Below are 24829 nucleotides of genomic sequence, written 5' to 3'. Positions count from 1 at the left end.
CCCGGCGCCGCGCCGCGGCACCCACCCGGAGCGGGAAGTCGGCCCGTCCGACTTCCCGCTCCGGCGCCGCCCCCCCCCGGTTTCCCGCTCCGGTTTCCCGCTCCGGCTTCCCACTCCGGCTTCCCACTCCGGCGATGCTCCCCGGCTTCCCGCTCCGGCTTGGGTGAACCCGCCCCGCCGGCCCGGTGTCCGCCCGTAGGCTGCCGGAATGATCAAGCCGATAGAACTCGTCGTCTTCGACTGCGACGGCGTCCTGGTCGACAGCGAGCGCATCGCGGCCCGCGTCCAGGTCGCCCTGGGAGCCGAACTGGGCTGGCCGCTCACCGAGGCGGAGGTGGTCGAGCGGTTCATCGGGCGGTCCCACGCCGCCATCGGGGAGCAGGTCGCCGAACGGCTCGGCCCGGAGACCGCCGCCGTCTGGTCGAAGCGCTTCGAGGAGCTCCATGCCGAGGCCGTGGACGCCGGCCTCACCCCGGTCGACGGCCTCCCCGAGGCACTCGCCGCGATCACCCTGCCGACCTGCGTGGCCTCCAGCGGCTCGCACGAGAAGATGCGCCACACCCTCGGCCGTACCGGGCTGTACGACCACTTCGCCGGCCGCATCTTCAGCGCCACCGAGGTCGCCCGCGGCAAGCCGGCCCCGGACCTCTTCCTGCACGCCGCCCGGCAGCTCGGCGTCGACCCGGCGGCCTGCGCGGTGGTCGAGGACAGCCGGCCCGGCGTCGAGGCGGCCCGCGCCGCCGGCATGCGCGCCTTCGGTTACGCCGGCGGCCTCACCCCGGCCGGGCGACTGGCGGGCGCGGGAGCCACCGTCTTCCACGACATGCGCGACCTGCCGGCCCTGCTCGCCACCGGCTGAGCCCGCCGCCGGACCGGCGGGCGGGCCGTCAGGCCACCGGCGAGCGCTACGGGTCCGGCACGCGGAACGCGTTCCCCTCCGGGACCGCCGGCACCGTCCGCGGCGCGTCGGCCGGCTGCCCGGCGTCCACCCGGACGGCGCCGAGCGCCTCCGGCCGGGCAGCCTCGACCGCGCGGTGCCCCGGCGCGGGGCCGAGGCGGAGGCGGTTCCTCCCGGACTTCCCTCCGGAACGGGCACGAGCACCGGGCCCGGCCGGGCATCCTCGCCGGACCCGACCACCACCTCGTCCGGATCCGGTCCGCGGACCGCTGTAACGCGGAAGCCCTCCGAGCGCGTGTCTGGGGTGACGTTCGTTCGAGAGGGGATCACACGGTGGGGGAAACGCCCGCGGACTTCCTGGAGTTCGCCCATGCCCGTAGCGACCAGCTGTTCCGCACGGCGTGCCTGCTCACCGGCGACCGGCACCTGGCCGAGGACCTGGTCCAGGAGACCCTCGCCAAGATGTACCGGTCCTGGCGCCGGATCGACCGCACCGAGTCGCCGATCGCCTACGCGCACACCGTGCTGGTCCGCACGTTCACCTCGTACCGGCGTCGGCGCAGCGCCCATGAGCGCCCGGTCGACTTCCTCCCCGAGAGCGCTCCCGCCGCCGCCTCCGGCGACCCGGACCTCCGGCTGACGCTGCTGGACGGCCTGGCGCAGCTCGCGCCCAAGGACCGCGCGGTGCTGGTGCTGCGCTACTGGGAGGACCGGCCGGTCGAGGAGACCGCCCGGATGCTCCACCTCAGCGCGGGCACCGTCCGCACCCGCAGCCTGCGAGCCCTGCAGAAGCTGCGGGCCGTCCTCGGCGACGGGCTGCTCGCCGACCTCGAACGGATCTGATCGGGCCAGCAGGCCCGGCACCCACACTCCACCGGAACGGAGACGCGCACCGTGACCCCCGATCAGACTCCCCCGGCCTCCGCCGAGCGCCTGCACACGGCGCTGCGACAGGCCTCGCAGCAGTTCGAACCGCACTCCCCCGACCTCGTCCTCCGCGCGGCCGCCCGGGGGCGGCGGCTGCGACTGGTCCGGCGGGTCCAGCTCGGTGCGGCCGCCGCCGCGGTGGCCGGCGTCTCGGTCCTCGGGGCGGTGCAGCTCTCCCCGCAGGCGGCCGCACCGGCGGCGCCGGCCGGACCGGTCGCCTCTGCGACGCGCACGGCGAGCAACGCACCCGCCCCGACGGGCACGGCCACCGGAACGGCCTCGCCCACCGCGCCGGCACCGGCGAACCTGCCGACCGGCGGACCGCGGTCCGGGCCGATCGCCGACCAGCTGGCCGCGTTCCTGCCACCGGGAGAGGTGACCCGACCCGTGAGCCGCGGCAGCTTCGCCAACGGCCGGGTCACGGATGCCCCGGACGGTCTCCCGGCCGGTGCGTCGCTGGTCTACGACGACGGCCAAGGGGCGGCGACCATCGACATCCGGGTCCGGGACGCGATGTCCGACGCCGGCACCGGCAACCCCTCCCAGCTCTTCCGCGACGTGCTGCCGGACGGCACCGTCGTGGCCGGCGAGAAGACCACGCTGGCGAGCGGCTACCGGCTGTGGCTGGTGTCGGCCGTGCGCCCCGACGGCCGCTACGTCAACGTGTCCGAGGTCAACACCGACCAGCGCCTCGGGGCGACCCCGATCCGCCCGACCCGCGCCGAACCCCCGCTGAGCCTCGACCAGTTGAAGGCCATCGCGCTAAGCCCGCACTGGTACCGGTAGCCGGGCGGGCGCGGCCCGCGCCGCGCCCGCCCGGGTGGGGGTCAGCCCGCCAGCAGCGCCGGCAGCTCGGCGACGGACGCCAGCACGTGGGTGGCGCCGTCCGCCCGCAGCCGCTCCTCGCCGTGGGCGCCGGTCAGCACGCCGGCCACGACGGCGGCGCCGGCCCGGGTGCCGGTCAGCATGTCGTAGCCGGTGTCCCCGGCGACGGCGATCTGCCGGACGGATTCGGTGGACGTCCGCAGCAGGGCGGTGAGCGCGAGGTCCGGGTACGGGCGGCCGCGGCCGGCCTCGGCCGGGCAGAGCGTGAGGTCGGCGATCGACTCCCAGCCGAGCGCGGTGAGGATGCGGTCCTGGGTGGACCGGGAGAAGCCGGTGGTCAGGACCACCTTGCGGCCCCGGCCGCGGAGTTCGGCGATCGCCTCGGCCGCACCCGGGAGGGCGGCGCAGTGCCCCGCGTCGACCAGGTCGTGGTACGCGGCCTCGAAGGCGGCGTTGGCCGTCTGCGCCTTCTCCTCCTCCCCGAACAGGTGCCGGAAGACGGAGATCTTGGACTCGCCCATGGTGGCGCGCACGTGCTCCAGCATGCGCGCGTGCTCGGGGCTGCCGGCCTCGACGCCGAGCCGGCCTGCGGCGGCCTGGAAGGCCTGCTCGACCAGGCCGTCGTCAGCGACGGTGGTGCCGGCCATGTCGAGTACGACGAGGCGGATGTCAAGCGACATGTGCGGTGTTCCTTACAGGTTGGCGAGGTCGGCGGTGGTCTCGGCGATGGCCGGTGAGCAGGTCATGCCGCGGCCGCCCGGGCCGGTGACCAGCCAGACGGCGTCGCGCACGCGCTCGCGGTGGACGACCCGGGTGGTGTCGACGCACTGCGCGTACACGCCGGCCCAGCGGCGGCGGATCCGCGGCAGCGGGCGGCCGAGCAGCTCCTCGGCCACGCCGACCAGGTGGTCGTACGGGTCCTCGACCACGTCGAAGCCGAACGGCTGGTCGTACTCGTGGGTGTCGCCGATGGTCAGGCCGCCGTCGCGGCGCTGGACCATGAGCAGCTGCATCTTGTGCTCGGCGGCGACCGGCGGCTGCGGCTGGGCGGATTTGAGCTGCTCCAGCGCGCTGCCGGCGAAGGCGGGGTAGTAGCGGAAGCTGTCGCCGTCGGCGACCGAGGTGGTGAGGTCCTCGCCCAGCCGGTCGGTCTGCATCATCTGCAGCCGCACCTTGCGGACGGGCAGGGCGGGCGCCAGCTCGCGGACCAGGCCGCCCAGCCAGGCGCCGGTGCAGAGGACGACGAGGTCGCCGGTGTGGACGTCGCCGTGGTCGTCGCGGACGGCGTTCTCGCCGATCACCTCGCGGACCTCGCGCCCGGGCAGGAAGGTGTAGCGGCCGCCGGCCTCCAGCGCGGCGCGCAGCGCGGGCTGGGCGGTGCGCGGCTCGACGGCGGCGTCCCGCTCGCACCACAGGGCGCCGAGCAGCTCGCCGCGCAGGGCCGGGTTGGCCGCGCGGGTCTCGTCGGCGTCGAGCAGCTTGTAGCCGCGCGCGGCGGCGTCCGGCAGCGTCAGTGCCTGCTCGGCGACGGCGAGTTCGGCCCCGGTGCGGATCGCGGTGAGCGAGCCGTTGGCCCGGAAACCGAGGTCGGGCACCCGCGCGCCGATCCGCTCCCAGAGTTCGCGGGCGCGCAGCGCGGTGTCCAGCTCCTCACCCGCGGCGCGGCCGCTGACCCAGACCAGACCGAAGTTGCGCACGGAGGCGCCGCGCGCCTCGGCCTCGCGCTCCAGGTGGACGACCTCGTGGCCGCGCTCGACGGCCTGCCAGGCGTGCATGGTGCCGAGCACGCCTGCTCCTACGACGATGACTCTCATGCGGCCAGGCTGATGCGGCGAGGTGGACGAAGGGAGTCCAGAACCGGTCCCGGAGGTGAATCGGTCGAAAAGTTGTACAGACAACCCGAGCCGCGGCCGGCCGGCGCCGGCGGTCAGCGGACGACGGTGGCCCGCAGGTAGTTGCGCCGGCCGAAGTTGGGCTCGTCCACCGCCGTCAGCTCCTCCACCTGGAACCGGTACAGCGCCGCCGCGCCCGCGTTGGCCAGGTACTGCCGGCGCACCTCCGGGTCCTGCCCGAAGGAGGGGAACCGGCCCTGGTACGCCGCGAACGCGGCCTCCGCCTGCCGCCCCCACGCCTCGCCCGCGCTCCCGGTCAGCTGGATCCCGCGCAGCTGTTCGCCGAAGACCGGCGGGGGCAGGAAGACGGTGGCCGCCGCCCGGGCCTCCTCGGCGAGGTGGTGGCTGTGCCGGGTGGCGCGCTCGCTGACGAAGTACAGGACGAGGTCGTCGTCGTACGCGAAGAAGGCCAGGTTGGCGTGCGGGCCGTGCTCGTGCCCGGCGGTGGCGAGGGTGAGCACCATGGCCTCGGCCAGCAGACCCTCCACGCCCTTGCGCAGCTCCCCGGCCGGCCACTCCCCCTGTGTGATGTCGAGTCGGTACGGCAATTGGCACACCCCTCCGCTGGCACGGCCGGGCGCCGCGACGCCCGCGCACGACTGAGCCGGGCGGACGCCCCGGTTCCCCAGGGGCCTCGCGCCCGGCTCACATGCTCTCCCCACCGCCCCGGCCACACAAGGGCCCTACGTCATGGCCCGATCGGCAGGGGCGGCATCCGAAAGAAAGGGTTAGCGCCGCTGCGACTCCAGCGGGACGCCGCCCGGGGCGGGCGCGGCGGCGCCGGCGCCGAGGAACGGCCGCAGCGCCCCGCCGCGCGCCCGGTCGACCAGCGGTGCGGCCCGCCCGGCGGCCAGGGCGAGCGGGACGGCCACCAGCACGCCGACCACCGCACCGACCAGGACGTCGTGCGGGTAGTGCACGCCGACCCAGACCCGGGAGGCGCCCATGAGCACGGCGGCGACGGCGGCGATCGCGCCCAGCCGCCGGTCCGCGCACCAGAGCGCGGCCGCGGCGGCCACGGCGATCACCGTGTGGTTGCTCGGGAACGACCAGTCGCCCGTGCCCGGGCAGGCCTCCAGCGTGCCGCGCACCCCCAGCTGGGCGCAGGGGCGGACCTCCTCCACCACGCCCTTGAACACCGAGTTGACGGCGTAGGCCGCGACCACGATCAACGGCGAGGCCAGCACCCGGGCCATCACGGCCGGGCCGGCCCCGCGCGCCCGCCACCAGGCCAGGGTCATCAGGACGGCGAACAGGCCGAGGCCGAGCGCGGACCAGATCCGGACCAGCTCGTCCAGCCAGTACGGCGCGGCGTCCGCCCACCCGACCACCCGGTGGTAGAGGCCGCCGTCGATGCCGCTGCCGTCGTAGACGGCGAGGGCGCGCACGGGTGCCACCGCGGGCACCACCGGTACCGTCACCGGGGGTCACCGCCACCACGGCGGGACTTCCGGGCGCGGAAAACTTCGAGAACAATCGGAATCACGGAGACAACTACTACCAGACCGACGATCGGTAGCAGATAACGGTCGATATCAGGTACGGACGAGCCGAGGGCGTACCCGGCCAGCACCAGGCCGACCACCCAGACCGAACCGCCCAGCACCTGCCAGAAGGTGAACGGGCGGACCGGCACCTCCAGCACGCCGCAGAGCGGGTTCAGCACGGTGCGGACGACGGGGATGAACCGGGCGAGCACGATCGCCTTTCCGGGCCCGTACCTGGCCAGCAGCCCCTCCGCCCGCTGCACGCCCTCCTCCAGGCTCTTCCGCTTGGTGCGGCGCAGCAGCGCCCGCCCGCCCCGCCGCCCGATCAGGTAGCCCACCTGGGCGCCGGCCAGCGCGCCGGCCAGGGCCGCCGGGATCACCTGGTAGAGCTCCAGCTGCGGCCCCTTGGTCGCACCCGGGACGCAGAGCAGCCCGGCGGTGAAGAGCAGCGAGTCGCCGGGCAGGAAGAAGCCGATCAACAGGCCGGTCTCGGCGAAGAGCACCACGGCGATGCCGAGCGCGCCGAACGTGGCGAGCAGCGACGAGGCGTCCAGCGGGTTCACCGCGAGGGCGGCGACGGCCGGGCCGACGGGTGACGGGAGCAAGGCTGGCGGACCTCCGTGCGGTGACGGGCGGCAGCACGGCGGCGCACGCCCTCGGCCGCCTCCGGGACGGCGGACGATCCACTCGAATCTAGGGCGTGTCCGACAATTCGCGTCGGATCAGCGCGCGGCGTCGGGGTTCGTGCATCGCAAGGCGGGTCATTCCGTCTTGGCATGTCCACTCTCATAGCCCGGTCCGTGCCGACTTGGCAGACCCCACCCCCGGGACCGCGCGCCCCCCGTACGCTTTCGTCAGCGCGTCGACCCCGGCGCGCCCTCGGACGGCGGCGAGGAGCAAACCGAGTGCGGCAGACCGGACGGCAGACCCGACGACCCGAGCGCCGATCCCCGCCGCCGGCGGCGGAGCTGGCCAAGGTCCACGACCGCACCCTCGCCGAAGCCGCCGCCCGCGACCTCGCCCGGGACGGCGCGCCGCCCGAAGGCGACCGGCCGTTCCTGCAGCCCCGCCCCGAGATCGGCGACTCCTGGGCCCGCCTGCGCCGCCTCGGCCTCGACCCGGACGCCGGCGCCGCCGCCGTCCACCTGGGCCCGGCCGAGGTCGAGCACCGGCGCCGGGCCAGCGGCCTCGACTCGCTGCTGCCGGTGCTGCGCGACACCCTGCTCGACTCGGCCGGCACCGTCCCCCTGATCCTCGCCATCGCCGACGCCGAGGGCCACGTCCTGTGGCAGGAGGGCGAGCGGGGGCTGCGGCGCAGCGCCGACCGGATCGGCTTCCTCACCGGCGCCCGCTGGGTCGAGGAGACCGTCGGCACCAACGGCATCGCCGCGGCCCTGCGGGCCCGGCGGCCGATGCAGGTCCACTCCTCCGAGCACTACCTGCGCAGCCACCACGCCTGGACCTGCGTCGCCGCCCCCGTGCACGACCCGGGCACCGGCCGGCTGGTCGGCGCGATCAACCTCAGCGGCCCGGCCCACACCGTCCAGCCCTACCTGCTGCAGCTCACCGCCACCGCCGCCCGGCTCGCCGAGACCGAGCTGCGCGCCCGCCGCCTGGAGTCGCTGCACCAGCTGCGCACGCTGGCCGCCCCGCTGCTGGCCCGGGTGACCGGCCCGGCGCTGGTGGTGGACGCCGCGGGCTGGACCGCCGCCGCTGCCGGGCTGCCGCCGCCCACCCGGCTGCGCCTGCCCTCCGAGGGCTGGAACTCGGCCGCCGTGCACTGGCTGCCCAGCCTGGGCGAGTGCGCGATCGAGCCGCTGGCCGACGGCTGGCTGATCCGCCCGGTCCGCCGGCCCGAGAACGGCCGGCCGGGCGACGCCGGGGCGGCCGCCGCCGAGCAGGCCCAGGGCGCCCGGCTCCGCGTGGACCTGCGCCGCCCGGACCGCCCCGAGCTGTCGGTGCACGGCGTGGCCGGCAGCTGGTCGCACGCGCTGAGCCCGCGCCACGCCGAACTGCTCCTGCTGCTCGCCGTCGAACGCGACGGGCGCAGCGCGGCCCAGCTCGCCGACGCGCTCTTCGGCGACCCGGGGCGGACGGTGACGGTGCGGGCGGAACTGTCCCGGCTGCGGCGCCACCTCGGCGGCCTCCTGGCCCACCGGCCCTACCGCTTCGCCGACTCGGTCCTGGTCACCGTGCTGGGTCCGGAGGATCCGTACGACCTGCTGCCGGCCTCCTCGGCCCCGGCCGTGCGCCGGCTGCGGGCCGGTCTGGCCGCCGGGACGGTCCGGCTCCCGGGTGTGAGCGGCGTCCAGTCGCCGGCCACGGCCGGCCCGCCGGGCGCCGCGCCCGTTCCGGTGCCGCGCGGCCCCGCTGACGGCGGGGCGGCGGCGCCGCGCCGTCAGCCGCCGGCCAGCAGCGCGGACAGCTGGGCGTCGGTCGGGCCGTAGGCCTGCTCGGCCTCCTCCGAGACCAGCGCGTAGGTCCGGTCCAGCCAGGCCTGCACCCGGGGCTTGGAGACCTCCAACAGGGCGCTGCCGTGGGGCGATTCCAGCGCCAGGTGCAACGTCGAGCCGTGGCACGGGCAGTACGCCGGCCACAGCTTGACGTCGCCCTGGCCGCTCAGGGAGCGCAGTCCGTCGCGCAGCAGGTCGCGCGAGAACACCCAGTCGGCCTCGTCCGGCCGGCCGAGGTGGAACGTCAGCAGCACCTCGTACGGGCGCTCGGCGTCGAACCGGAACCGGGTGCGGACCTCGCCGACGACCTCCTCGCCCAGCGATATCCGCAGCGTGAGCACCTCCTCCACCGCCGCCGGAGCGGCGGTGGAGCCTGCCTCATCGCCGCCCGTGGGGGTGGCGGCGAGAGGGGCACTGGAGGGTGCGGGCAGCGGGTCGGGCGGCATGACGGTCTCTCCGGGACGGCGTGGGATACCCCTCAGCCTGCGGCACCGGACGCCGAACCGGCAAGGGTTGCAAGGGGGTTGCAACCATCACCGGCACGGGCCGGAGAGCCCTTCCGCAGCCCTGCCGGACGGCCGCCGGACGCCCGTCGGAGGCTTGTCGGACGGAGCGTCAACTTCCGTTACTCGAAAGGATGTCCACGGATCGGATTGGTTCCGTCCGGGGGCTGGCCGCCCGCCCGGCCCCCGCTGGTACGCTCGTCCCCCTGCCGGCGCGGGCCCGCGTGCGTCCACCGGCGCGCCCGCGTGCGCGCCCGAGGACCGTCGCGGCCGGATCCAGGGGTGGCCGGGGTACACCCCGGGGCCCGGGGCCGCGATTCGGGACCGACGGCGCCGCATGGGAGAATGCGGCGACCGCAACGGGGACTTCGGGGGACTTCGGGGAGGGGAGGGGTCCGGTGGCTGTGCGCGAGGACACCGGGCAGGGGGCGCCGTACGGGCACGGGCAGCAACACGAGCGCCGCGGCCGGCACGGCCGGCCGAAGCCCTTCGGCGGCCGGCTGCGGCTGCCCACCCTGCGCTTCTCCGGTGCCGCGATGGCGATGTCCACCGTGGTCGGCATCAGCATCGCCACCACCTTCCTGCTCAACGAGCAGCAGGGCGTCGGCCGCCGCGCCGGGGTGTCCCGGGTCGGCTCGACGCCGCCGCCCACGCCGGACACCGGCGACGGGACGGACGACGCCGCCGCCGCGCCGCACGACCGGACCGCGCCGCCGCCCGGGCGCCCCGGGGTCCGTCCGGCGGAGGCACCCTCGCCGAGCGCCGCGGTCGCGCACCCGCCGGCCTCCGGCGGGCCGGCGCCGCAGCCCTCGGCCCCGGCCACGTCCCTGCCGCTCGCCGAGGGCGGCCGCGCCGCCCGGGCCGACGCGGGCCGGAGCTCCGGCCCGTCCGCCGAGCCGCTCGCGGCCGCCCCGGACGGCCGCGCGACCGCGACCGGCGGTACGGCGACCCCGGGCACGGCGGCCACCGATCCGGCGACCGCCGACCCGTCCGGGACGCCTTCGGCCTCGCCCTCGGCCTCGCCGTCCACCACCCAGCCCGCCACGCAGCCCGGTTCCCCGCAGCCGGCGAAGCAGCAGCCGGCCTCACCGCGGCCGCTCCTCCCGGGCACCGGCGCACCCGGGCCGCAGCTCCCGGACGTCCTCACCACCGGGGCGGACCAGGACGGCCGACCGGCCGACGGCGCGCCCGGCCCCGCCCGGCCCGGCGGCCCCGGCGACGGGACGGGCACCGGCACGGGTACCACCACCACCGGCGGTCCCACCGACCAGGAGAACGCCGACCTGGCGCTCACCGGCAGCGCCCTCGTCCAGCCACTCGGCCGCGACGGCAGCCACCACGTGCTCACCCTCACCGTCACCGAGCCCGTCACCGCACTGCAGGCCGAGTTCCGCCTCTCCCCCGGCGGGCTGGCGCCCGGCAGCGGCACCGCGTGGACCGACCTCCCGGGCGCGGTGGCCACCGTCCAGCAGGAGCGCGGCACGCTGGTCTACCGGTTCACCACCCCGCCCGGCACCGACGTCCGGCCCGGGCGGTACGGCTTCGGGGTCCGGGGCGTCCGCCCGCTGCCCGCCGCCGAGCCGCTGCCGACCGGCGCGCCGCTGCCCGCCGCCACCGTCCCGGGCCGCCCCGGACCCGGCATCCTCGGCCCGAGCGCTCCCTCCGGCCCGACCGACCGCACCGGCCCGAGCACTCCGACCGACCGCACCGGCGCGACCGCGCCGACCGGGGTGTCGCGCACCACCGCACCGAAGGCCCCCGCGGTCGAGAGCTGGAACGCCGCCGCCTTCGCCATCGACCACCCGCGGGCCGTCGCCGCGCTCGGCACCTTCGCCGCCGCGCCGCGCTGACCGTCCGTCCGACAGTCCGACAGGTCAACGGGGCGCTCGGGCTCTTCCGGGCAGGCCCGTTCGTTACTGTGGGTACCACTCGGCACGGCGCCCCGGAGGCGGGATCGATGCCGTGCCACCGCATCCGAGGAGGAGTTCGTGTCCACGGTCCTGACCCAAGGCGGCAACGCCCCGCTGACCGCCGCGCGGGTGACCGTCGAGGTCACCGCGCCCAAGGCGCTGGACGTCTCCGGCCTGCTGCTGACCGACGCCGGTAAGGTCCGCTCGGACGCCGACTTCGTCTTCTACAACGCCCCCGACGGCCCCGGCGTCACCCACCGCCCGGCCGCCGCCGGTACCCCGGACGCCATCACCATCGACACCGCCGCCGTCCCGGCCGGCATCACCAAGATCGTGGTGACCGCCAGCCCCGACGAGGCGGGCGCCACCTTCGCCGGCATGGAGCCGACCGCCACCGTCCGCGACGCCGACTCCGGCCAGGTGCTGGTGACCTTCACCCCGCCGCCGCTCAGCCGGGAGACCGCGCTGATCGTGGTCGAGGTCTACCAGCGCAACGGCGCCTGGAAGGTCCGCGCGGTCGGCCAGGGCTACGCCGACGGGCTGGCCGGCATCGCCACCGACTTCGGCGTCAGCGTCGACGACGCGCCCGCCCCCGCTGCCGCCGCCCCGGTCGCCCCCCCGGTCGCCCCGCCCGCGCCGCCGGCCCCGCCCGCGGCCCCGCAGGCACCCCCGGCCCCGCCCGCCGCGGCCCCGCCCGCCCCGCCGGTCGACCCGCGCGTCGCGATGGCCGCCGGCAGCCCCGAGCCGCCCGCCCCGCCGGCCGAGCCCGCGCCCTCCCTCACCAAGGTCACCCTGGACAAGGGCCGGGTCAGCCTCACCAAGGGCGGCTCGGTCTCGCTGGAGAAGAACGGCAAGCCCTTCCTCTCCTCGGTCCGGATGGGTCTGGGCTGGGAGCCCGCCGGCCGCGGCCGCAACATCGACCTGGACGCCTCCTGCATTGCCTTCGACGCCCAGCGCCAGAAGCTGGACACCGCCTGGTTCATGAAGCTGGGCATCTTCAACGGCGCCGTCGCCCACTCCGGCGACAACCTCACCGGCGAGGGCGGCGGTGACGACGAGTCGATCACCGTCCACCTGAACGGCCTGCCGCCGGAGGTCTGCGGGCTGGTCTTCGTCGTGAACTCCTTCTCCGGCCAGAAGTTCACCGAGGTCAAGAACGCCTACTGCCGCCTGGTGGACGCCGGTTCGGGCCAGGAGCTGGTCCGCTTCGACCTCACCTCGTCCGAACCGCACACCGGTGTGGTGATGTGCAAGCTGGTCCGCCAGTACTCGGGCGAGTGGGTGATGACCGCGATCGGCGAGTACGTCGACGCCAAGACCGCCCGCGCCATGGTCCAGCCCGCCGCGTCGATGCTCTGACGTCCCGTCGGTGGTGCCCGGCCCCGCCCGGGCACCACCGCAAACCGGTGGCACCCCGATCCACCCTGCTGGCATCCTGTCCGCATGCTGATCAGGGAAGCCACCGCCGAGGACTGGCCGGCCATCTGGCCGTTCTTCCACACCATCGTCGCCGCCGGCGAGACCTTCACCTTCCCGCTCGACCTCGACGTCGAGCAGGGCCGGGGCTGGTGGCTGCTCGACGCCCCGAACCGCACGGTGGTCGCGGTGGACGAGGCGACCGGCGCGGTGCTCGGCAGCGCGAAGATGAACCGCAACCACCAGGGCAACGGCTCGCACATCGCCAGCGCCAGCTACATGGTCGACCCGGCGCACTCCGGCCGCGGCGTCGGCCGGGCCCTGGCCGAGTACACCCTCGACTGGGCGCGCGAGTCCGGCTACCGGGCCATGCAGTTCAACGCGGTGGTCGCCGCCAACGAGCGCGCCGTGCAGCTCTACCGGTCGCTGGGGTTCGACGTCATCGGCACCCTCCCCGAGGGGTTCCGCCACCCGGAGCTGGGCTACGTCGGCCTGCACATCATGCATCGCGCGCTCTGAGCCGGCGCCCCAGCCGGAGCCGGGGCCGGGGCCGGGGCCGACTACTCCTCGATCGCGCCGCCGACCCGCCGCAGGTGCTGCCGGAAGCTGTAGGACGGATCGGCGGCGCGCCGCGCCAGGTACTCGTCGAAGGCCGTCTGCCGGCGCAGCGTGTCGCCCGAGCGGATCCGGTCCGCCTGCGCGCGCTCGGTGCGCGCGATCCCGGCCGCCGTCTCCAGCAGTTCGTCCACCCGGTCGCCCGGCACGAACAGCACGCCGTCGGCGTCCCCGAACACCGCGTCCCCGGCGCCCACCAGGTGCGGCCCGAAGCGCGCGGTGACGAGCGCCTCGGGCTCCCGCTCGTCGAGCCGCAGCGGGCCGAGCGGCAGCGCCCCGTAGCTGAACACCGGCAGCCCGATCTCCACCAGCTCCGGGGTGTCCCGGTGCAGGCCCCAGACCACCACCCCGGCCACCCCGGCGGCCCGCGCCTCCAGCACCGCGAGGTCGCCGACGCAGGCCTCGTCCGTGCGCCCGTCGTTGTCGATCACCAGCACGTCGCCCGGCCCGGCCGCGCCGTACGCCTCCAGGAAGACGTCCACGCTCCCGTAGTGCCGCACCGGCAGCGCCCGCCCGGCGATCCGGCTCCCGGCGGCGACCGGCGCGATCCCGGCCGGCGCGGGGCGCGGCTCCACGCCCAGCCGTACGCAGGCGTCCGCCAGCAGTGGCGTCGACAACTCGGCGAATCTCTTCAGCACGCCAACTCCTCTTGCTCGCCCTCCAGTTCACCAGCAAGGCGATCCTACGGCGCCCCCTCCGTCACACCATCGAGTGAGAGACCGCCGTACACGGCACAACGCGACGGACTCGCCATTAGCGTGACGGACACCTGAAGGAGGGGCATCATGAGTGCTGTGGCGCATGAGCAACCGATCACGGGCTCCCCATCACAGGAGGACATCCTGCTGGAGAGCTTCCTGAGCCTGCACTCCCCCGAAGGCTTCCGGGCCGAGCTCATCGAGGGAGAGATCATCGTGGCACCACCGCCGGACGGCGATCACGAGGACTACGTCGGCTTGTTGATTGACCAGGTTGGCCGTTGTTCGAAGGTCCACATGCAAGTGTCCGGCGGCAAGGGCCTTCGATTGGTGAGCGGTGGTGTCTGCCCGAAGAACCACGTCATCCCCGACGTGACCTTCGCCCCCATGGAGCTCCGCCTCTTCCGCGGCGCGCCGTCCTGGATGGACCCCGACGGCGTTTCCATGGTCGCCGAGGTGACCTCCGGCAAGCCCGACCAGGACCGGATCGCCAAGCGCCACTGCTACGCCCGCGCCGGGATCCCGCTCTACCTGCTCATCGACCGCGAGAAGTCTCAGGTCAGCGTCTTCAGCAAACCGCACCGTGACGAGTACACCGAGGTGCACCTGGCGCCGTTCGGTGAACTGCTCGCCCTGCCCGACCCGTTCGGCTTCGATCTGGACACCAAGCCGTTCCTCTAGGCGCGGACGGCGGACGGCCCGCACCCCCCTTCCACAAGGGGTACGGGCCGTCCGCGGAACCGGATCCTCAGCCGCGGGTGGCCATCGCGCGCAGGAAGAAGGTGAGGTTGGCCGGGCGCTCGGCGAGGCGGCGCATGAAGTAGCCGTACCACTCCTGACCGTAGGGCAGGTACACGCGCATGGTGTTGCCCTCGCCGGCGAGGCGCAGCTGCTCCTCGGGGCGGATGCCGTACAGCATCTGGTACTCGTAGGAGTCGCGCTTGCGGCCGTTCCACTGGGCCAGCTGGTCGGCGATCTTGATCATGTGGGGGTCGTGCGAGGCGATCATCGGGTAGCCCTCGCCGGCCATCAGGATCTTCAGCGCCCGGACGTACGCGAGGTCGACCTCGCGCTTGCCCTGGAAGGCCACCGACTCGGGCTCCTTGTAGGCGCCCTTGCACAGGCGCACCCGGGAGCCGGCGCCGGAGAACTCGCGGCAGTCGGCCTCGGTGCGGCGCAGGTAGGCCTGGAGGACGACGCCCAGCCAGGGGAAGTCGGCCCGCAGCTCTCGCGCGATGGAGAGGGTGGAGTCGGTGGTGGTGTGGTCCTCCATGTCGAGGGTCACCGTGGTGCCGGCGGCGGCGGCCGCCTCGCAGATCCGGCGGGCGTTCTCCAGGGCGATCTTCTCGCCGTCCACCGGCAGGAACTGGCCGACCGCGGACAGCTTCACCGAGACCTCGGCGCCGGCCGCGAGGCCGGTGTCCTTCAGTGCGGCGAGCAGGTGCTCGTACGCCTCGGCGGTGCCCGCGGCCTGGGTGGCGTCCTGGGTGTCCTCGCCGAGGTGGTCCAGGGTGACCTTGCGGCCGGTGGCGACGAGGTCGTCGCAGGCGGTGACCGCGTCGTCGAGCTTCTCGCCGGCGACGAAGCGCTCGACTATGGCGTGGGTCGGCGGGAACTTCTCGACGACGGTGCGGACCTGCGACGAACGCGAGGCCGCGAGGAGGGCGGAACGGAGCATCGTGACTCCTGGGGCTGGTGCTTCCAAGGGTGGCAGAAGGGCCGGGGCGGCGGCTCGGGGGTTGGTCCGCCGCCCCGGCGGACGGCGCCCGGCTGCGGGGCCGGGCGCCGGTGGGCGGAGGGTCAGCCCATGTGCGGGTAGCGGTAGTCCGTCGGCGGGACGAAGGTCTCCTTCACCGAGCGGGTGGAGGTCCAGCGCGCCAGGTTCTGCTTGGCGCCGGCCTTGTCGTTGGTGCCGGAGGCCCGGCCGCCGCCGAACGGCTGCTGGCCGACGACCGCACCGGTCGGCTTGTCGTTGATGTAGAAGTTGCCGGCCGCGAAGCGCAGCTTGTGCATCGCGTCCTGGGCCGCGGCGCGGTCCTGGGAGATGATCGAGCCGGTCAGGCCGTAGGCCGACACCGACTCCATCTGGGCCAGCATCTCCTCGTACTTCTCGTCCTCGTAGACGTACACGGCGAGGATCGGGCCGAAGTACTCGTCCTTGAAGTACTCGCTCGCCGGGTCCTGGCAGACCAGGACGGTCGGGCGGACGAAGTAGCCCACCGAGTCGTCGTAGGTGCCGCCGGCCAGGACCTCGACCTGCGGGTCGGCCTGGGCGCGGTCGATCGCGGCCTTGTTCTTGGCGAAGGAGCGGTCGTCGATGACGGCCGACATGAAGTTGCCCAGGTCGGTGACGTCGCCCATGGTGAGGCCCTCGACCTCGTCGCGGAAGCCGTCCTTCAGCCCGGCCCAGATCGAGGCCGGGACGTAGGCGCGGGAGAGCGCCGAGCACTTCTGGCCCTGGAACTCGAAGGCGCCGCGGGTCATCGCGGTCTTCAGCACGGCCGGGTCGGCGGACGGGTGGGCGACCAGGAAGTCCTTGCCGCCGGTCTCGCCGACGATCCGCGGGTAGGTGCGGTAGCCGGCGATGTTGTTGCCGACCTCGCGCCACAGGTGCTGGAAGGTCGCGGTGGAGCCGGTGAAGTGGATGCCGGCCAGCGCCGGGTGCTTCAGCGCGACGGCGGAGACGTCCAGGCCGTCGCCGGTGACCATGTTGATGACGCCCTTGGGCAGCCCGGCCTCCTCCAGCAGCTGCATCAGCAGGTGCGCGGAGAACTGCTGGGTCGGGGACGGCTTCCAGAGCACCACGTTGCCCATCAGCGCCGGCGCGGTCGGCAGGTTGCCGGCGATGGCGGTGAAGTTGAACGGGGTGATCGCGTAGACGAAGCCCTCCAGCGGGCGGTGGTCGCTGCGGTTCCACACGCCGTCCGAGGAGATCGGCTGCTCGGCCATGATCTGGCGGGCGAAGTGCACGTTGAAGCGCAGGAAGTCGACCAGCTCGCAGGGGGTGTCGATCTCGGCCTGCTGGGCGGTCTTGGACTGGCCGAGCATGGTGGCGGCGGCCAGGGTCTCGCGCCAGGGGCCGGCCAGCAGGTCGGCGGCCTTGAGGAAGATCGCGGCGCGGGAGTCGAAGGAGAGCGCCTGCCAGGCCGGAGCAGCGGCCAGGGCAGTGTCGATGGCGTCCTGCGCGTCGGCCTGGGTGGCGTTGCGCAGGGTGCCGAGCCTCGCCGCGTGGTTGTGCGGCTGGACGACGTGGATCTCGGTGCCGCCGCCCATCCGGCGCTCACCGTTGATCGTCATGGTCAGCTGGACCGGCTCCTGGCCGCCCAGCTCCTTCAGCTTGGCCTCCAGGCGGGCCCGTTCCGGGCTGCCGGGGGCGTAGCTGTGGACCGGCTCGTTCACCGGCGCGGGGACCTGGGTCACAGCGTCCATGAGCGCACGCTCTCCTTCGGTTCATGGGGGATACCGGCGCGGTTCGCACGCCGGCCACAGCACGAACGCTATTCCTGCGCAGGACCCGACTTGATTGGCCGGGTGGCTAAAGTCCCCCGTACGGCGTTGTCCGCTCCGACGAAGGGGGTCACGGGCGGGTCACGACACCCCCTCGCTCGCGGGATCCGGCGAGCCCGAAGCGCTCGCCGCCGCCGCGCGCCCTCCTCCGGGACCGGCCGCCCGAACCCTGTCCGCCCGGCTAAAATCGGCGGCACGGCATTGTCCGAGCGGATGAAGGAGAGCCGGATGACCACCCCCGGACTCCCGCTCCGCCGGCTGCTGATGTCCCTCGGCGAGCCGCTGGTCGAACTCCAGGCCGCCCCGCAGGGGTTGGACGTCCCGGTCCGCGACGTCGCGATCCTCGACCCGGAGGACCCGCCCACCGCCGCCTCCGGCGAGCTCGTGCTCGCCATCGGCGCCCGCGGCCGGGCCGCCCTCCCGGCGCTGCGCGCGGCCGGCCGGGCCGGCGCCGCGGCCGTCGCGGTGAAGCTGGACGCGCCGGGCCAGGCCGACGCCCTGCGCGAGGCCGCCACCGAGGCCGGCGTCGCGCTGCTCTCGGTCCGCCGCGAGACGCGCTGGGAGCACCTGGACTCGCTGGCCCGCGCGATCATCGCCGGGCCGGACGCCCCGGACACGGCCGGCGCCCCCGAGCACAACGCGGGCGACCTCTTCTCCCTCGCCCAGACCGTCGCCGTGCTCACCAACGGCATCGTCTCCATCGAGGACACCTCCAGCCGGGTGCTGGCCTACTCCCGCTCCTCCGACTCGGACGAGGTCGACGACCTCCGCCGGCTCTCCATCCTCGGCTGGCAGGGCCCCGAGCCGTACCTCTCCAAGCTCCGCGAGTGGGGCATCTTCCAGCACCTGCGCACCTCCGACGCGCCGATCGCGGTCGACCCGCACCCGGAGCTGGGCCTGCGCCGGCGCCTGGCGATCGGCATCCGGGCCGGGGCGCAGCCGCTCGGCACCATCTGGGTGCAGGAGGGCGCGCAGCCGCTGGCCCCGCTCGCCGACCAGGCGCTGGTCGGCGCGGCCCGGGTGGCGGCGGCGCAGCTGGTCCGGCGGCGCCGCGAGCTGTCGGCGGACGTCCGGCTGACCCAGACCCTGCTCACCGGGCTGCTGGAGGGCTCCACCGGCCCGCAGTCGCTCGCCACCCACCTGGGGCTGGACCTGCACCGTCCGGCGACCGTGCTGGCGTACAGCGCCCGGACCACCGAGGCGCTCACCCGCTCCGAGGTGACCGGCCTGATCTCGGTGCACACCGCGGCCCGGCACCGCAGCGCCCTGCTCGCCCCGATCGAGTCCCGGGTGTACGTGCTGCTGCCCGAGCTGCCGCCGGGGCTGCCGATGACGACGGTGCGCGACTGGGCGCAGGAGGTGGTCGAGGCGGCGCAGGACCACCTGGGGGTCCCGCTGCGGGCGGCGATCGGCTCGACCGTGGACGGCCTCGCCCGGGTGCCGGACTCCCGGGCCCAGGCGGACCGGATCCTGGACGCGATGGGCCGCGGCGGGGTGGACCTGGAGGTCGCGGCGCTGATCGACGTCCAGGCCGAGGTGCTGGTGAGCGAGATGCTGGCGCTGCTCCAGGAGCGCGGCGGCCTGCGCGATCCGCGGCTGACCGCGCTCACCGCGTACGACCGGCGGCACGGCACCCGGCTCGCCGAGTCGGTGCTGGCCTGGCTGGACGCGCTGGGCGAGGTCCGGGTGGCCGCGGACGTGCTGCACATCCACCCCAACACCCTGCGCTACCGGGTCCGCCGGGCCGAGCAGTTGACCGGCATCGACCTGGCCCAGCCGCAGCAGCGGCTGCTGGCCATGCTCCAGCTGCGGCTGCCGCCCGAGGCCTGAGCGCCGAGGCCTGAGCGCCGGACAGCGGGAATCCGCAGGGCCGGAACGCCGGAAGGGGCCCGCCGGAGCGGGCCCCTTCCGTCAGCCGTCGTCAGCGCTGCGAGCTCACTCGCCGTAGCCCTGGCCGCGCTTGTGCTCCTTCAGCCGGTGCCACGGGCCGGTGATGGCCAGCTGGATGCCCGGGGTCTGGATGTTGGCGAACAGGGTCTTGCCGTCGTCCGAGAAGGTGACGCCGGTGAACTCGCTGAACTCCGGCTTCTCGGCGGTGCCGATGTTGAGCTCGTTGCGGGCGATCGGGTAGGTCAGGCCCTCCTCGGTGGCGCCGAACAGGTGCGAGACACCCTCGCCGTCCTCGGCGATCACGATGCCGCCGTAGGGCGAGACGGTGATGTTGTCCGGGCCGTCGTAGTTGTCGTGGTCGCCCCAGACGTCGGTGTTGACGCCGAGCAGCACCTTCAGGGTGATGGTGCGGCGGACCGGGTTGTAGAACCAGACCTGGCCGTCGTGCTGCAGCGGGCTCTCGGAGCGGGCGAAGCTGGAGACGAAGTAGAAGCCGCCGTCACCCCACCACATGCCCTCCAGCTTGCGGGCCCGGGTGACCTCGCCGTCCTTGAACTGCTTGCGGATGGACACCGTCTTGGCGTCGCGGTCCTGGACCTTGACCCAGTCCACGCCGTAGGTGGTGCCGACCGTCGTGGCGCGCGACAGGTCGTCGATGAGCTTGCCCTGCGCGTCGAAGACCTTGAAGGCCTCCAGCACACCGGCGTCGGCGGCGAGCTTGCGCAGCTGGTAGCGGCCGTGCTTGAAGCCGGCCGGCGGGGTCCAGCGGAACAGCAGACCGTTCGGGTTGGAGGCGTCCTCGGTCAAGTAGACGTGGGCGCGCTTCGGGTCCACGACGACGGCCTCGTGCGCGAAACGGCCGAAGGCCTTCACCGGCTGCGGGTCGCGGTTGTAGTCGTCGTCGAACGGGTCGACCTCGAAGATGTAGCCGTGGTCCTTGGTGAAGCCGTTCTTGCCGGCCTTGTCCTCGGTCTCCTCACCGGACAGCCAGGTGCCCCACGGGGTCACGCCGCCCGCGCAGTTGGTGGCGGTGCCGGCGATGCCGACCCACTGCTCGACCTTGCCGTTGGCCTTGGCGTGCACGATGGTGCAGCCGCCGGCCGCGCCCGGGTCGTAGACGTGGCCTTCGGTCAGCGGCACCGGGTTCGGCCAGTTGGCGCGGGCGCCGCTCAGCTCGTGGTTGACGACCAGCAGGTTGCCGCCGTGCTCGTCCTCGAAGGCGGAGGTGCCGTCGTGGTTGCTCGGGGTGAACTCACCCGTGCGCAGCTTGGTCTGGCCGGCGCGGTTGAGCACCGTGTACTTGAAGCCCTGGGGCAGCGAGAGCAGCCCCTCCGCGTCCTTGACCAGCGGGCCGTAGCCGACCGCGGCGCGCTCGGCGTCGGCGGTCGCGGCGGCCTGCACCTCGCCGCCGGCCGGGGCGGCGATCGCGCCCGGGGCGCTGGCCAGCGCCTCGGCGCTGCCGGCGATCAGGACACCGGCCCCGACGAGGGTGGAACGGTTGACGAAGTCCCGGCGGGACAGCGACATGTCAGTCACTCCTGAGAGGTGGGGCCGCCGACCGGGTCGGGCCCGGTGCGTGGCGAGCGAGGTGTCGAGGCAGGTCGTCGACGCCCAGCAGACTCCGCCGTGCCGGTGAACACCCGGTGAATCGGACACCTCGTCAGGGTGGTCATTTGCCAACCGTATTCGAACCCATGACTCGCCCTTTGCCGTGAGCACCACAGGTCACGCGGGGTCGGCCGCCCCGCACCGCCCCGGCACCGCCCACGCCGCCCGGCCCCCACCCGGCTCGCACCGGGGCCTCAGTACCCGGCTCGCACCGGGGCCTCAGCGCCCGGCCCGCGCCACCCGCCACTGCTCCCAGGCGGCGAGCCAGAGCTGCTCGGCGAGCCGGTGCTCCTCCCAGTGCTCGCCCTCGGCGCGGGACCGGTCCCGCCACACCTGCGCCCAGGCGCGCTGGGCCGGCAGGCTCGGCACCTCGCTGGCGAACACCGTGTGGCGGATCACCTCCTCGACGGCGGCCACCCCGTCCGGGGTGCCGACCGCCCACGGGACCTGCCGGGCGAGCCGGTCCAGGTGGTCGACCATCGCGGTCACCGCCGCCACCGCCTCCGTCCGGGACTCCGAGGCGAGCCGCATCTGCTGGCGCACCGCGGCCTCCCAGCGCAGCGCCCCGGTCTCGCCGCGCAGGTCGCGCGGCAGCCGGGGCGTCCGGCCGGCCCGGACCTGCGCCTCGATCGCGGCCGACTCGGCGATGCTGTGCTCGATCACCGCCCGGTGCGCCTCCAGCCCGGTGACCGGCGCGAGCTCGCGCTCCTCGACCGGCACGTACCGGCCGCGGCGCGCGGCGAGCGAGCGCAGCAGGGCCGTGCGGCCCACCAGGTACCGCTCGGTCTCCGCCACCGGTGCCAGGTCGAGGCCGCCCGGCCGGACGCCGCGCGCGCAGACGGTGACGGTCAGTCCGCCCACCCGGAGCCGCCCGGCCCAGACCGGCCCGGCGCCCGGCTGCGGGCAGACGTCGGGCAGCGGCGCGTCCGGCCGGGCCCAGCGCTCCCGCCGGTCCTCGTGCACCTCCACCGCCTGCGGCTCGCCGTCGACGGTGATCCACTCGCGCAGCGCCCGGACCCGCCCGGGGCAGTCGCCCTCGTCCACGCCGAGCTGTTCGTAGACCCGGTCGCGCTCGTCCTCGACCACGTCCTCCAGGTCCGGCAGCGCGCCGAAGCGTTCGGCGCCCGGCCGGTAGGTCCGCACGGTGACGTACGGGCCGTCGGCGCAGGCCCAGTCGCCGGACTGGACCTCGACCCAGCAGAGCAGGCCGTCCGAGGTCTCGAACGCGGCCAGCGCGTCGCCGTCCGGGGCCACGCCGCCCGCGACGCCGTACACCGGGAAGTCCGCCGCGGCGAGGGCGCGGCGGGCGAAGTCCTCCTGCTCGGCGAAGCCGTCGTCCCGGCCCCACGGTTCCGCGGGCCGCGCACCGCCGCCCCGGAGGTCGTCCCGCCGGCCACCGCTCTCCCGCTCCCGCTCCCGCGTCATCCCGGGCCGCACCCCCTGTCCTCGCCGTCTGCGTGCCGCCTCCGGACACGATACGTCTCCCGACCTGCCGGGTCATCAGCCCAGGCACCCCGGCGGGCGGATCGGCGGGCGGATCGGCGGGCGGATCGGCGGGCGGACCGGGGGGCGGTCGCCGGGCGGACCGGAGCACGGCCCGGGGGCCGGCCCGGGGGCGACTCGGGTCACCGACCGGCGCCCGGATCCGCCGGGCGCCGCCGCCGTGTCAGGGCCCGGGTTGTCAGTCCGGCTTCCTACGCTGTCGGGCATGACAGCGCACAAGGACTTCCCGGCCCGGATCAGCATCGTCACCCTCGGCGTCGGCGACCTCGACCGCAGCGCCCGCTTCTACGAGGCGCTCGGCTGGAGCCGCTCGTCGGCCTCCAGCCCCGAGATCGTCTGGTTCCGCACCGCCGACTCGGTGCTCGGCCTCTTCCCCAGCGACGAGCTGGCCGCCGACGCCGGTGTGCCCAACATCGGCGAGCCGTCCTTCCGGGGCGTCACCCTGGCGGTGAACCTGGAGTCGCCCGAGCGGGTGGACGCCGCCCTGCGGACGGCCGTCGAGGCCGGCGCCACGGTGGTCAAGGCACCGGAGCCCACCAGCTGGGGCGGCTACTCCGGTTACTTCGAGGACCCGGACGGCCACCTCTGGGAGCTGGCCCACAACCCGTTCTTCCCCTTCACCGAGGACGGCTCGCTCGACCTCCCGTGAGCCCGGCCCGCCATGAGCCCGGCCCGCCGTGAGCCCGGCTCCCGGTACGCCGAGGCGCCCCCGCAGGGCCCGAGGGCTCCCGTGGGGGCGGTGGCGGATCCGTCCCGCGCAATCCCCGGCGTCAGCCCTTGGAACGCGCCTTGAAGGCGGCCTTGCGGGCCTCCTTGGCCACCGCGCGGTCCAGGTGCAGCTCGCCCACCACCTCCAGCACGTCCGCCGTGTAGGGGTGGTCGACCCGCCAGAGCTCGCCGAAGTAGCTCGCCGGGTTGTCCGTCACCGGCAGCTCGGCGATCAGCTCGCGCAGCATCTCCGCGTCCCCGCCCGTGTCGAGCAGCTGGGCGGCGAAGGTGTCCACCACCGTCCACAGGGCCATCGCCCGCTCCGGCGCCGGCACGTCGGCGGCCCCGCGGCCGACCAGCCAGGCCCGCGCGCCCCCGCCCAGCTCCGGGTCGTCCAGCACCTCCCGGACGGCGGGCTCGGCGCCGTCGCCCAGCATGGTCAGCCCGAGCTGGCAGAGCATCCGCCGCATCGGGGCGTACGCATCGCTGCCGCGCGCCGCGGCCAGCAGCTCGCGCGCCGCCGCCACCGGCTCCCGGCCGGTGACCCAGACCCTCAGCTCCTCGTCCGGCAGGACGTTGGCGGCCTCGCAGACGCCGCGCAGCAGCTCGACGGCGTCGCCCTGGGCCAGCTCGCCGACCAGCGGGGCGTCGTAGCCGTCCTCCAGCAGCCACTTCCGGATGCCGTACTGGCCGAGCGGGGTCAGCCGGACCAGCCCGAACCGGGCCGACTCCTCCTCGTCCAGCGGCTCCTCGCCGACCGCGGGAAGCGCCGGCTCCTCGCCCTCCTCGCCCTCCTCCTCGTCGAAGAGCTCCGGGTCGATCGGGCGGTAGTCCAGCACGCCCAGCTCGGCGAGGTCGCCGAGCATCGGGTCCAGGGCGACCATCACGTCGGTGATGTCGCCGAGCAGCTCCTCGCTCGGCTCCTCCCCCTCCGGCACCACCAGCAGCGCGGCCAGCACCCCCAGCGGCACCGTCTCGGTGCCCGGCTCGGCGAACGCGGTGGTCTCGTACAGCACCTGGAGCGCCTCGTCGAGCAGTTCGGCGGCCTCGTCCCGGGCGTCCTCGACCTGCGCCAGCCGGGCCTCGTCCTCCTCGGTCTCGGCACCCGGCTCGGCCGTCTCCCCGGCCTCCTCCCCCTCGGGCAGCGAGTCCGCCTCCACGGCCAGCTCCCGGACGATCCCGGCGGCGGTCAGCCAGAGCTCCAGGACGGTCTCCGGGTCCCCCTCCTCGGCCGGCTCCAGGTCCGGCCCCGGGATGGCCACGTGCTCGCCGGCCGCGGTGGTGCCGATCTCGATCAGGTCCAGGTCGCACGCCAGCGACCAGGCCCGCATCGCCTCGACCACCGCCTCCTCCGGCGCGTCGCCCTGCTCCGGGGCTAGGCCCAGCAGCCGGGCCGCGGGCGCCCGGTCCGGACCGGTCAGGTCGCCGTGCTCGTCCACCGGCCGGTGCGGGGCCGTCCACCGGGCCAGCTTCAGCGCGTACCCGAACATCGGTACGGCCTTCGCCTGCGCGGCCAGCTCCGTCTCGGACGGCAGCTTGACCGGCGGCACCAGCACGGCCGCGTCGTCCAGGTCCTCGTCGTCCAGCCCGTGCGCGGCGAACGCCCCGTAGAGGTCCTGCAGCTCCAGATCCGCCGGCAGCACCGCCCCGGCCGCCCCCTCGTCCGGCGCGCCCTCCGACGAGGCCCCAGCGTTCTTCCGACGTCGTCCGGCCATCGTTGTGCGTTCTCCCTACACCGAGCGGTCAGCCGATCGACACCCCGGAAATCAGCTCCGTGTGCCGGTCCACTACCTCAGCGTATAGGCCGGGCACCTCCGGCGCCCGGCCTCCAGGGGCGCGCGCCGCAACCGTGCGCCCACCCCTTATCCTTCGAAACGGTGCCGTGCCCACCCCGCGCGGACCACCGGGCAACGACGCCCGACCCCTCAGCTCATCCGCTCCACCAGGGAGCCCCGCACCGCGGCCACCACCACAGCGCCTCAGGACGGG

The 24829-nt window shown here is 74.9% G+C and carries 22 protein-coding genes; 10 read left to right on the top strand and 12 right to left on the bottom strand.

Translation table 11 applies throughout. From position 1 onward, the window contains the following. The first annotated feature begins 208 nt into the window (after positions 1-208). From RMN57_RS27450 to RMN57_RS27440, 3 genes are all read left to right on the top strand, one after another. On the top strand, positions 209-859 hold the full coding sequence (locus RMN57_RS27450; protein ID WP_313765966.1) for an HAD family hydrolase: 651 nt from the start codon (positions 209-211) through the stop codon (positions 857-859). Between the two features lie 372 nt (positions 860-1231). Then, positions 1232-1741, top strand: coding sequence for a SigE family RNA polymerase sigma factor (locus RMN57_RS27445; protein ID WP_313765965.1), 510 nt, complete (start codon positions 1232-1234; stop codon positions 1739-1741). A 51-nt stretch (positions 1742-1792) separates the two neighbouring features. After that, positions 1793-2611, top strand: coding sequence for a hypothetical protein (locus RMN57_RS27440; protein ID WP_313765964.1), 819 nt, complete (start codon positions 1793-1795; stop codon positions 2609-2611). 41 nt (positions 2612-2652) lie between these two features. Here RMN57_RS27440 and RMN57_RS27435 read toward each other — a convergent pair whose 3' ends face one another. From RMN57_RS27435 to RMN57_RS27415, 5 genes are all read right to left on the bottom strand, one after another. Continuing rightward, entirely contained in the window at positions 2653-3330 is a 678-nt protein-coding gene (locus tag RMN57_RS27435; protein ID WP_313765963.1) for a phosphonatase-like hydrolase, read from the bottom strand. 12 nt (positions 3331-3342) lie between these two features. After that, positions 3343-4464, bottom strand: coding sequence for a TIGR03364 family FAD-dependent oxidoreductase (locus RMN57_RS27430; protein WP_313765962.1), 1122 nt, complete (start codon positions 4462-4464; stop codon positions 3343-3345). A gap of 113 nt (positions 4465-4577) precedes the next feature. Then, on the bottom strand, positions 4578-5090 hold the full coding sequence (locus RMN57_RS27425) for a pyridoxamine 5'-phosphate oxidase family protein (protein WP_313765961.1): 513 nt from the start codon (positions 5088-5090) through the stop codon (positions 4578-4580). Between the two features lie 180 nt (positions 5091-5270). Continuing rightward, positions 5271-5939: a phosphatase PAP2 family protein gene (locus RMN57_RS27420; protein ID WP_380234739.1), complete on the bottom strand. Its 669-nt coding sequence runs from the start codon at positions 5937-5939 to the stop codon at positions 5271-5273. Positions 5940-5959: 20 nt separating this feature from the next. Further along, positions 5960-6634 (bottom strand): DedA family protein, encoded by a 675-nt coding sequence (locus RMN57_RS27415; RefSeq protein ID WP_313765960.1) that lies wholly within the window; start codon positions 6632-6634, stop codon positions 5960-5962. 300 nt (positions 6635-6934) lie between these two features. On the opposite strand from RMN57_RS27415, the gene RMN57_RS27410 reads away from it, so the two are divergent. Beyond that, positions 6935-8476 (top strand): GAF domain-containing protein, encoded by a 1542-nt coding sequence (locus tag RMN57_RS27410; protein ID WP_313765959.1) that lies wholly within the window; start codon positions 6935-6937, stop codon positions 8474-8476. Here the strand turns inward: RMN57_RS27410 and RMN57_RS27405 are convergent. After that, the gene (locus RMN57_RS27405) at positions 8428-8928 is read right to left on the bottom strand and encodes an SsgA family sporulation/cell division regulator (protein WP_313765958.1); all 501 of its coding nucleotides are present in this window, start codon (positions 8926-8928) and stop codon (positions 8428-8430) included. The two genes, RMN57_RS27410 and RMN57_RS27405, sit on opposite strands and share 49 nt — an antisense overlap. Before the next feature lie 455 nt (positions 8929-9383). Here RMN57_RS27405 and RMN57_RS27400 point away from each other — a divergent pair, with 455 nt between their 5' ends. The 3 genes from RMN57_RS27400 to RMN57_RS27390 all read left to right on the top strand — a co-directional run bounded on the left by RMN57_RS27400 (position 9384) and on the right by RMN57_RS27390 (position 12830). After that, positions 9384-10835 (top strand): hypothetical protein, encoded by a 1452-nt coding sequence (locus RMN57_RS27400; RefSeq protein WP_313765957.1) that lies wholly within the window; start codon positions 9384-9386, stop codon positions 10833-10835. Between the two features lie 150 nt (positions 10836-10985). Further along, a complete protein-coding gene (locus RMN57_RS27395) occupies positions 10986-12254 on the top strand; it encodes a TerD family protein (protein WP_313767984.1) in 1269 nt (422 codons plus the stop codon). An 84-nt stretch (positions 12255-12338) separates the two neighbouring features. Further along, positions 12339-12830 (top strand): N-acetyltransferase, encoded by a 492-nt coding sequence (locus tag RMN57_RS27390; protein WP_313765956.1) that lies wholly within the window; start codon positions 12339-12341, stop codon positions 12828-12830. Between the two features lie 41 nt (positions 12831-12871). Here RMN57_RS27390 and RMN57_RS27385 read toward each other — a convergent pair whose 3' ends face one another. Beyond that, positions 12872-13564, bottom strand: coding sequence for an RraA family protein (locus tag RMN57_RS27385; protein ID WP_313765955.1), 693 nt, complete (start codon positions 13562-13564; stop codon positions 12872-12874). Between the two features lie 147 nt (positions 13565-13711). On the opposite strand from RMN57_RS27385, the gene RMN57_RS27380 reads away from it, so the two are divergent. Then, complete coding sequence (locus RMN57_RS27380; protein ID WP_313765954.1) at positions 13712-14305, top strand: Uma2 family endonuclease; 594 nt, start codon at positions 13712-13714, stop codon at positions 14303-14305. A gap of 67 nt (positions 14306-14372) precedes the next feature. Here the strand turns inward: RMN57_RS27380 and RMN57_RS27375 are convergent, their stop codons facing one another. Next, positions 14373-15302 (bottom strand): proline dehydrogenase family protein, encoded by a 930-nt coding sequence (locus RMN57_RS27375; protein WP_313765953.1) that lies wholly within the window; start codon positions 15300-15302, stop codon positions 14373-14375. A 122-nt stretch (positions 15303-15424) separates the two neighbouring features. Continuing rightward, a complete protein-coding gene (gene pruA / locus RMN57_RS27370) occupies positions 15425-17053 on the bottom strand; it encodes an L-glutamate gamma-semialdehyde dehydrogenase (RefSeq protein WP_313765952.1) in 1629 nt (542 codons plus the stop codon). Positions 17054-17359: 306 nt separating this feature from the next. Between pruA and RMN57_RS27365 the strand changes: the two genes are divergently transcribed. Next, a complete protein-coding gene (locus RMN57_RS27365; protein WP_313765951.1) occupies positions 17360-18961 on the top strand; it encodes a helix-turn-helix domain-containing protein in 1602 nt (533 codons plus the stop codon). A 105-nt stretch (positions 18962-19066) separates the two neighbouring features. Here the strand turns inward: RMN57_RS27365 and RMN57_RS27360 are convergent, their stop codons facing one another. Both RMN57_RS27360 and RMN57_RS27355 read right to left on the bottom strand, forming a co-directional pair. Continuing rightward, complete coding sequence (locus tag RMN57_RS27360) at positions 19067-20548, bottom strand: alkaline phosphatase PhoX (RefSeq protein WP_313765950.1); 1482 nt, start codon at positions 20546-20548, stop codon at positions 19067-19069. A 300-nt stretch (positions 20549-20848) separates the two neighbouring features. Next, a complete protein-coding gene (locus RMN57_RS27355) occupies positions 20849-22054 on the bottom strand; it encodes a hypothetical protein (protein ID WP_313765949.1) in 1206 nt (401 codons plus the stop codon). Positions 22055-22337: 283 nt separating this feature from the next. On the opposite strand from RMN57_RS27355, the gene RMN57_RS27350 reads away from it, so the two are divergent. Then, a complete protein-coding gene (locus tag RMN57_RS27350; RefSeq protein WP_313765948.1) occupies positions 22338-22781 on the top strand; it encodes a VOC family protein in 444 nt (147 codons plus the stop codon). 121 nt (positions 22782-22902) lie between these two features. Here RMN57_RS27350 and RMN57_RS27345 read toward each other — a convergent pair whose 3' ends face one another. Further along, entirely contained in the window at positions 22903-24555 is a 1653-nt protein-coding gene (locus RMN57_RS27345) for a hypothetical protein (protein ID WP_313765947.1), read from the bottom strand. Between the last annotated feature and the right edge of the window lie 274 nt (positions 24556-24829).

This window comes from Kitasatospora sp. CM 4170 (assembly GCF_032110285.1).
Taxonomy (GTDB): Bacteria; Actinomycetota; Actinomycetes; order Streptomycetales; family Streptomycetaceae; genus Kitasatospora; species Kitasatospora aburaviensis.
Note: the sequence above shows the minus strand (reverse complement) of the source record. Positions and strands in the feature narration are given on the sequence as shown.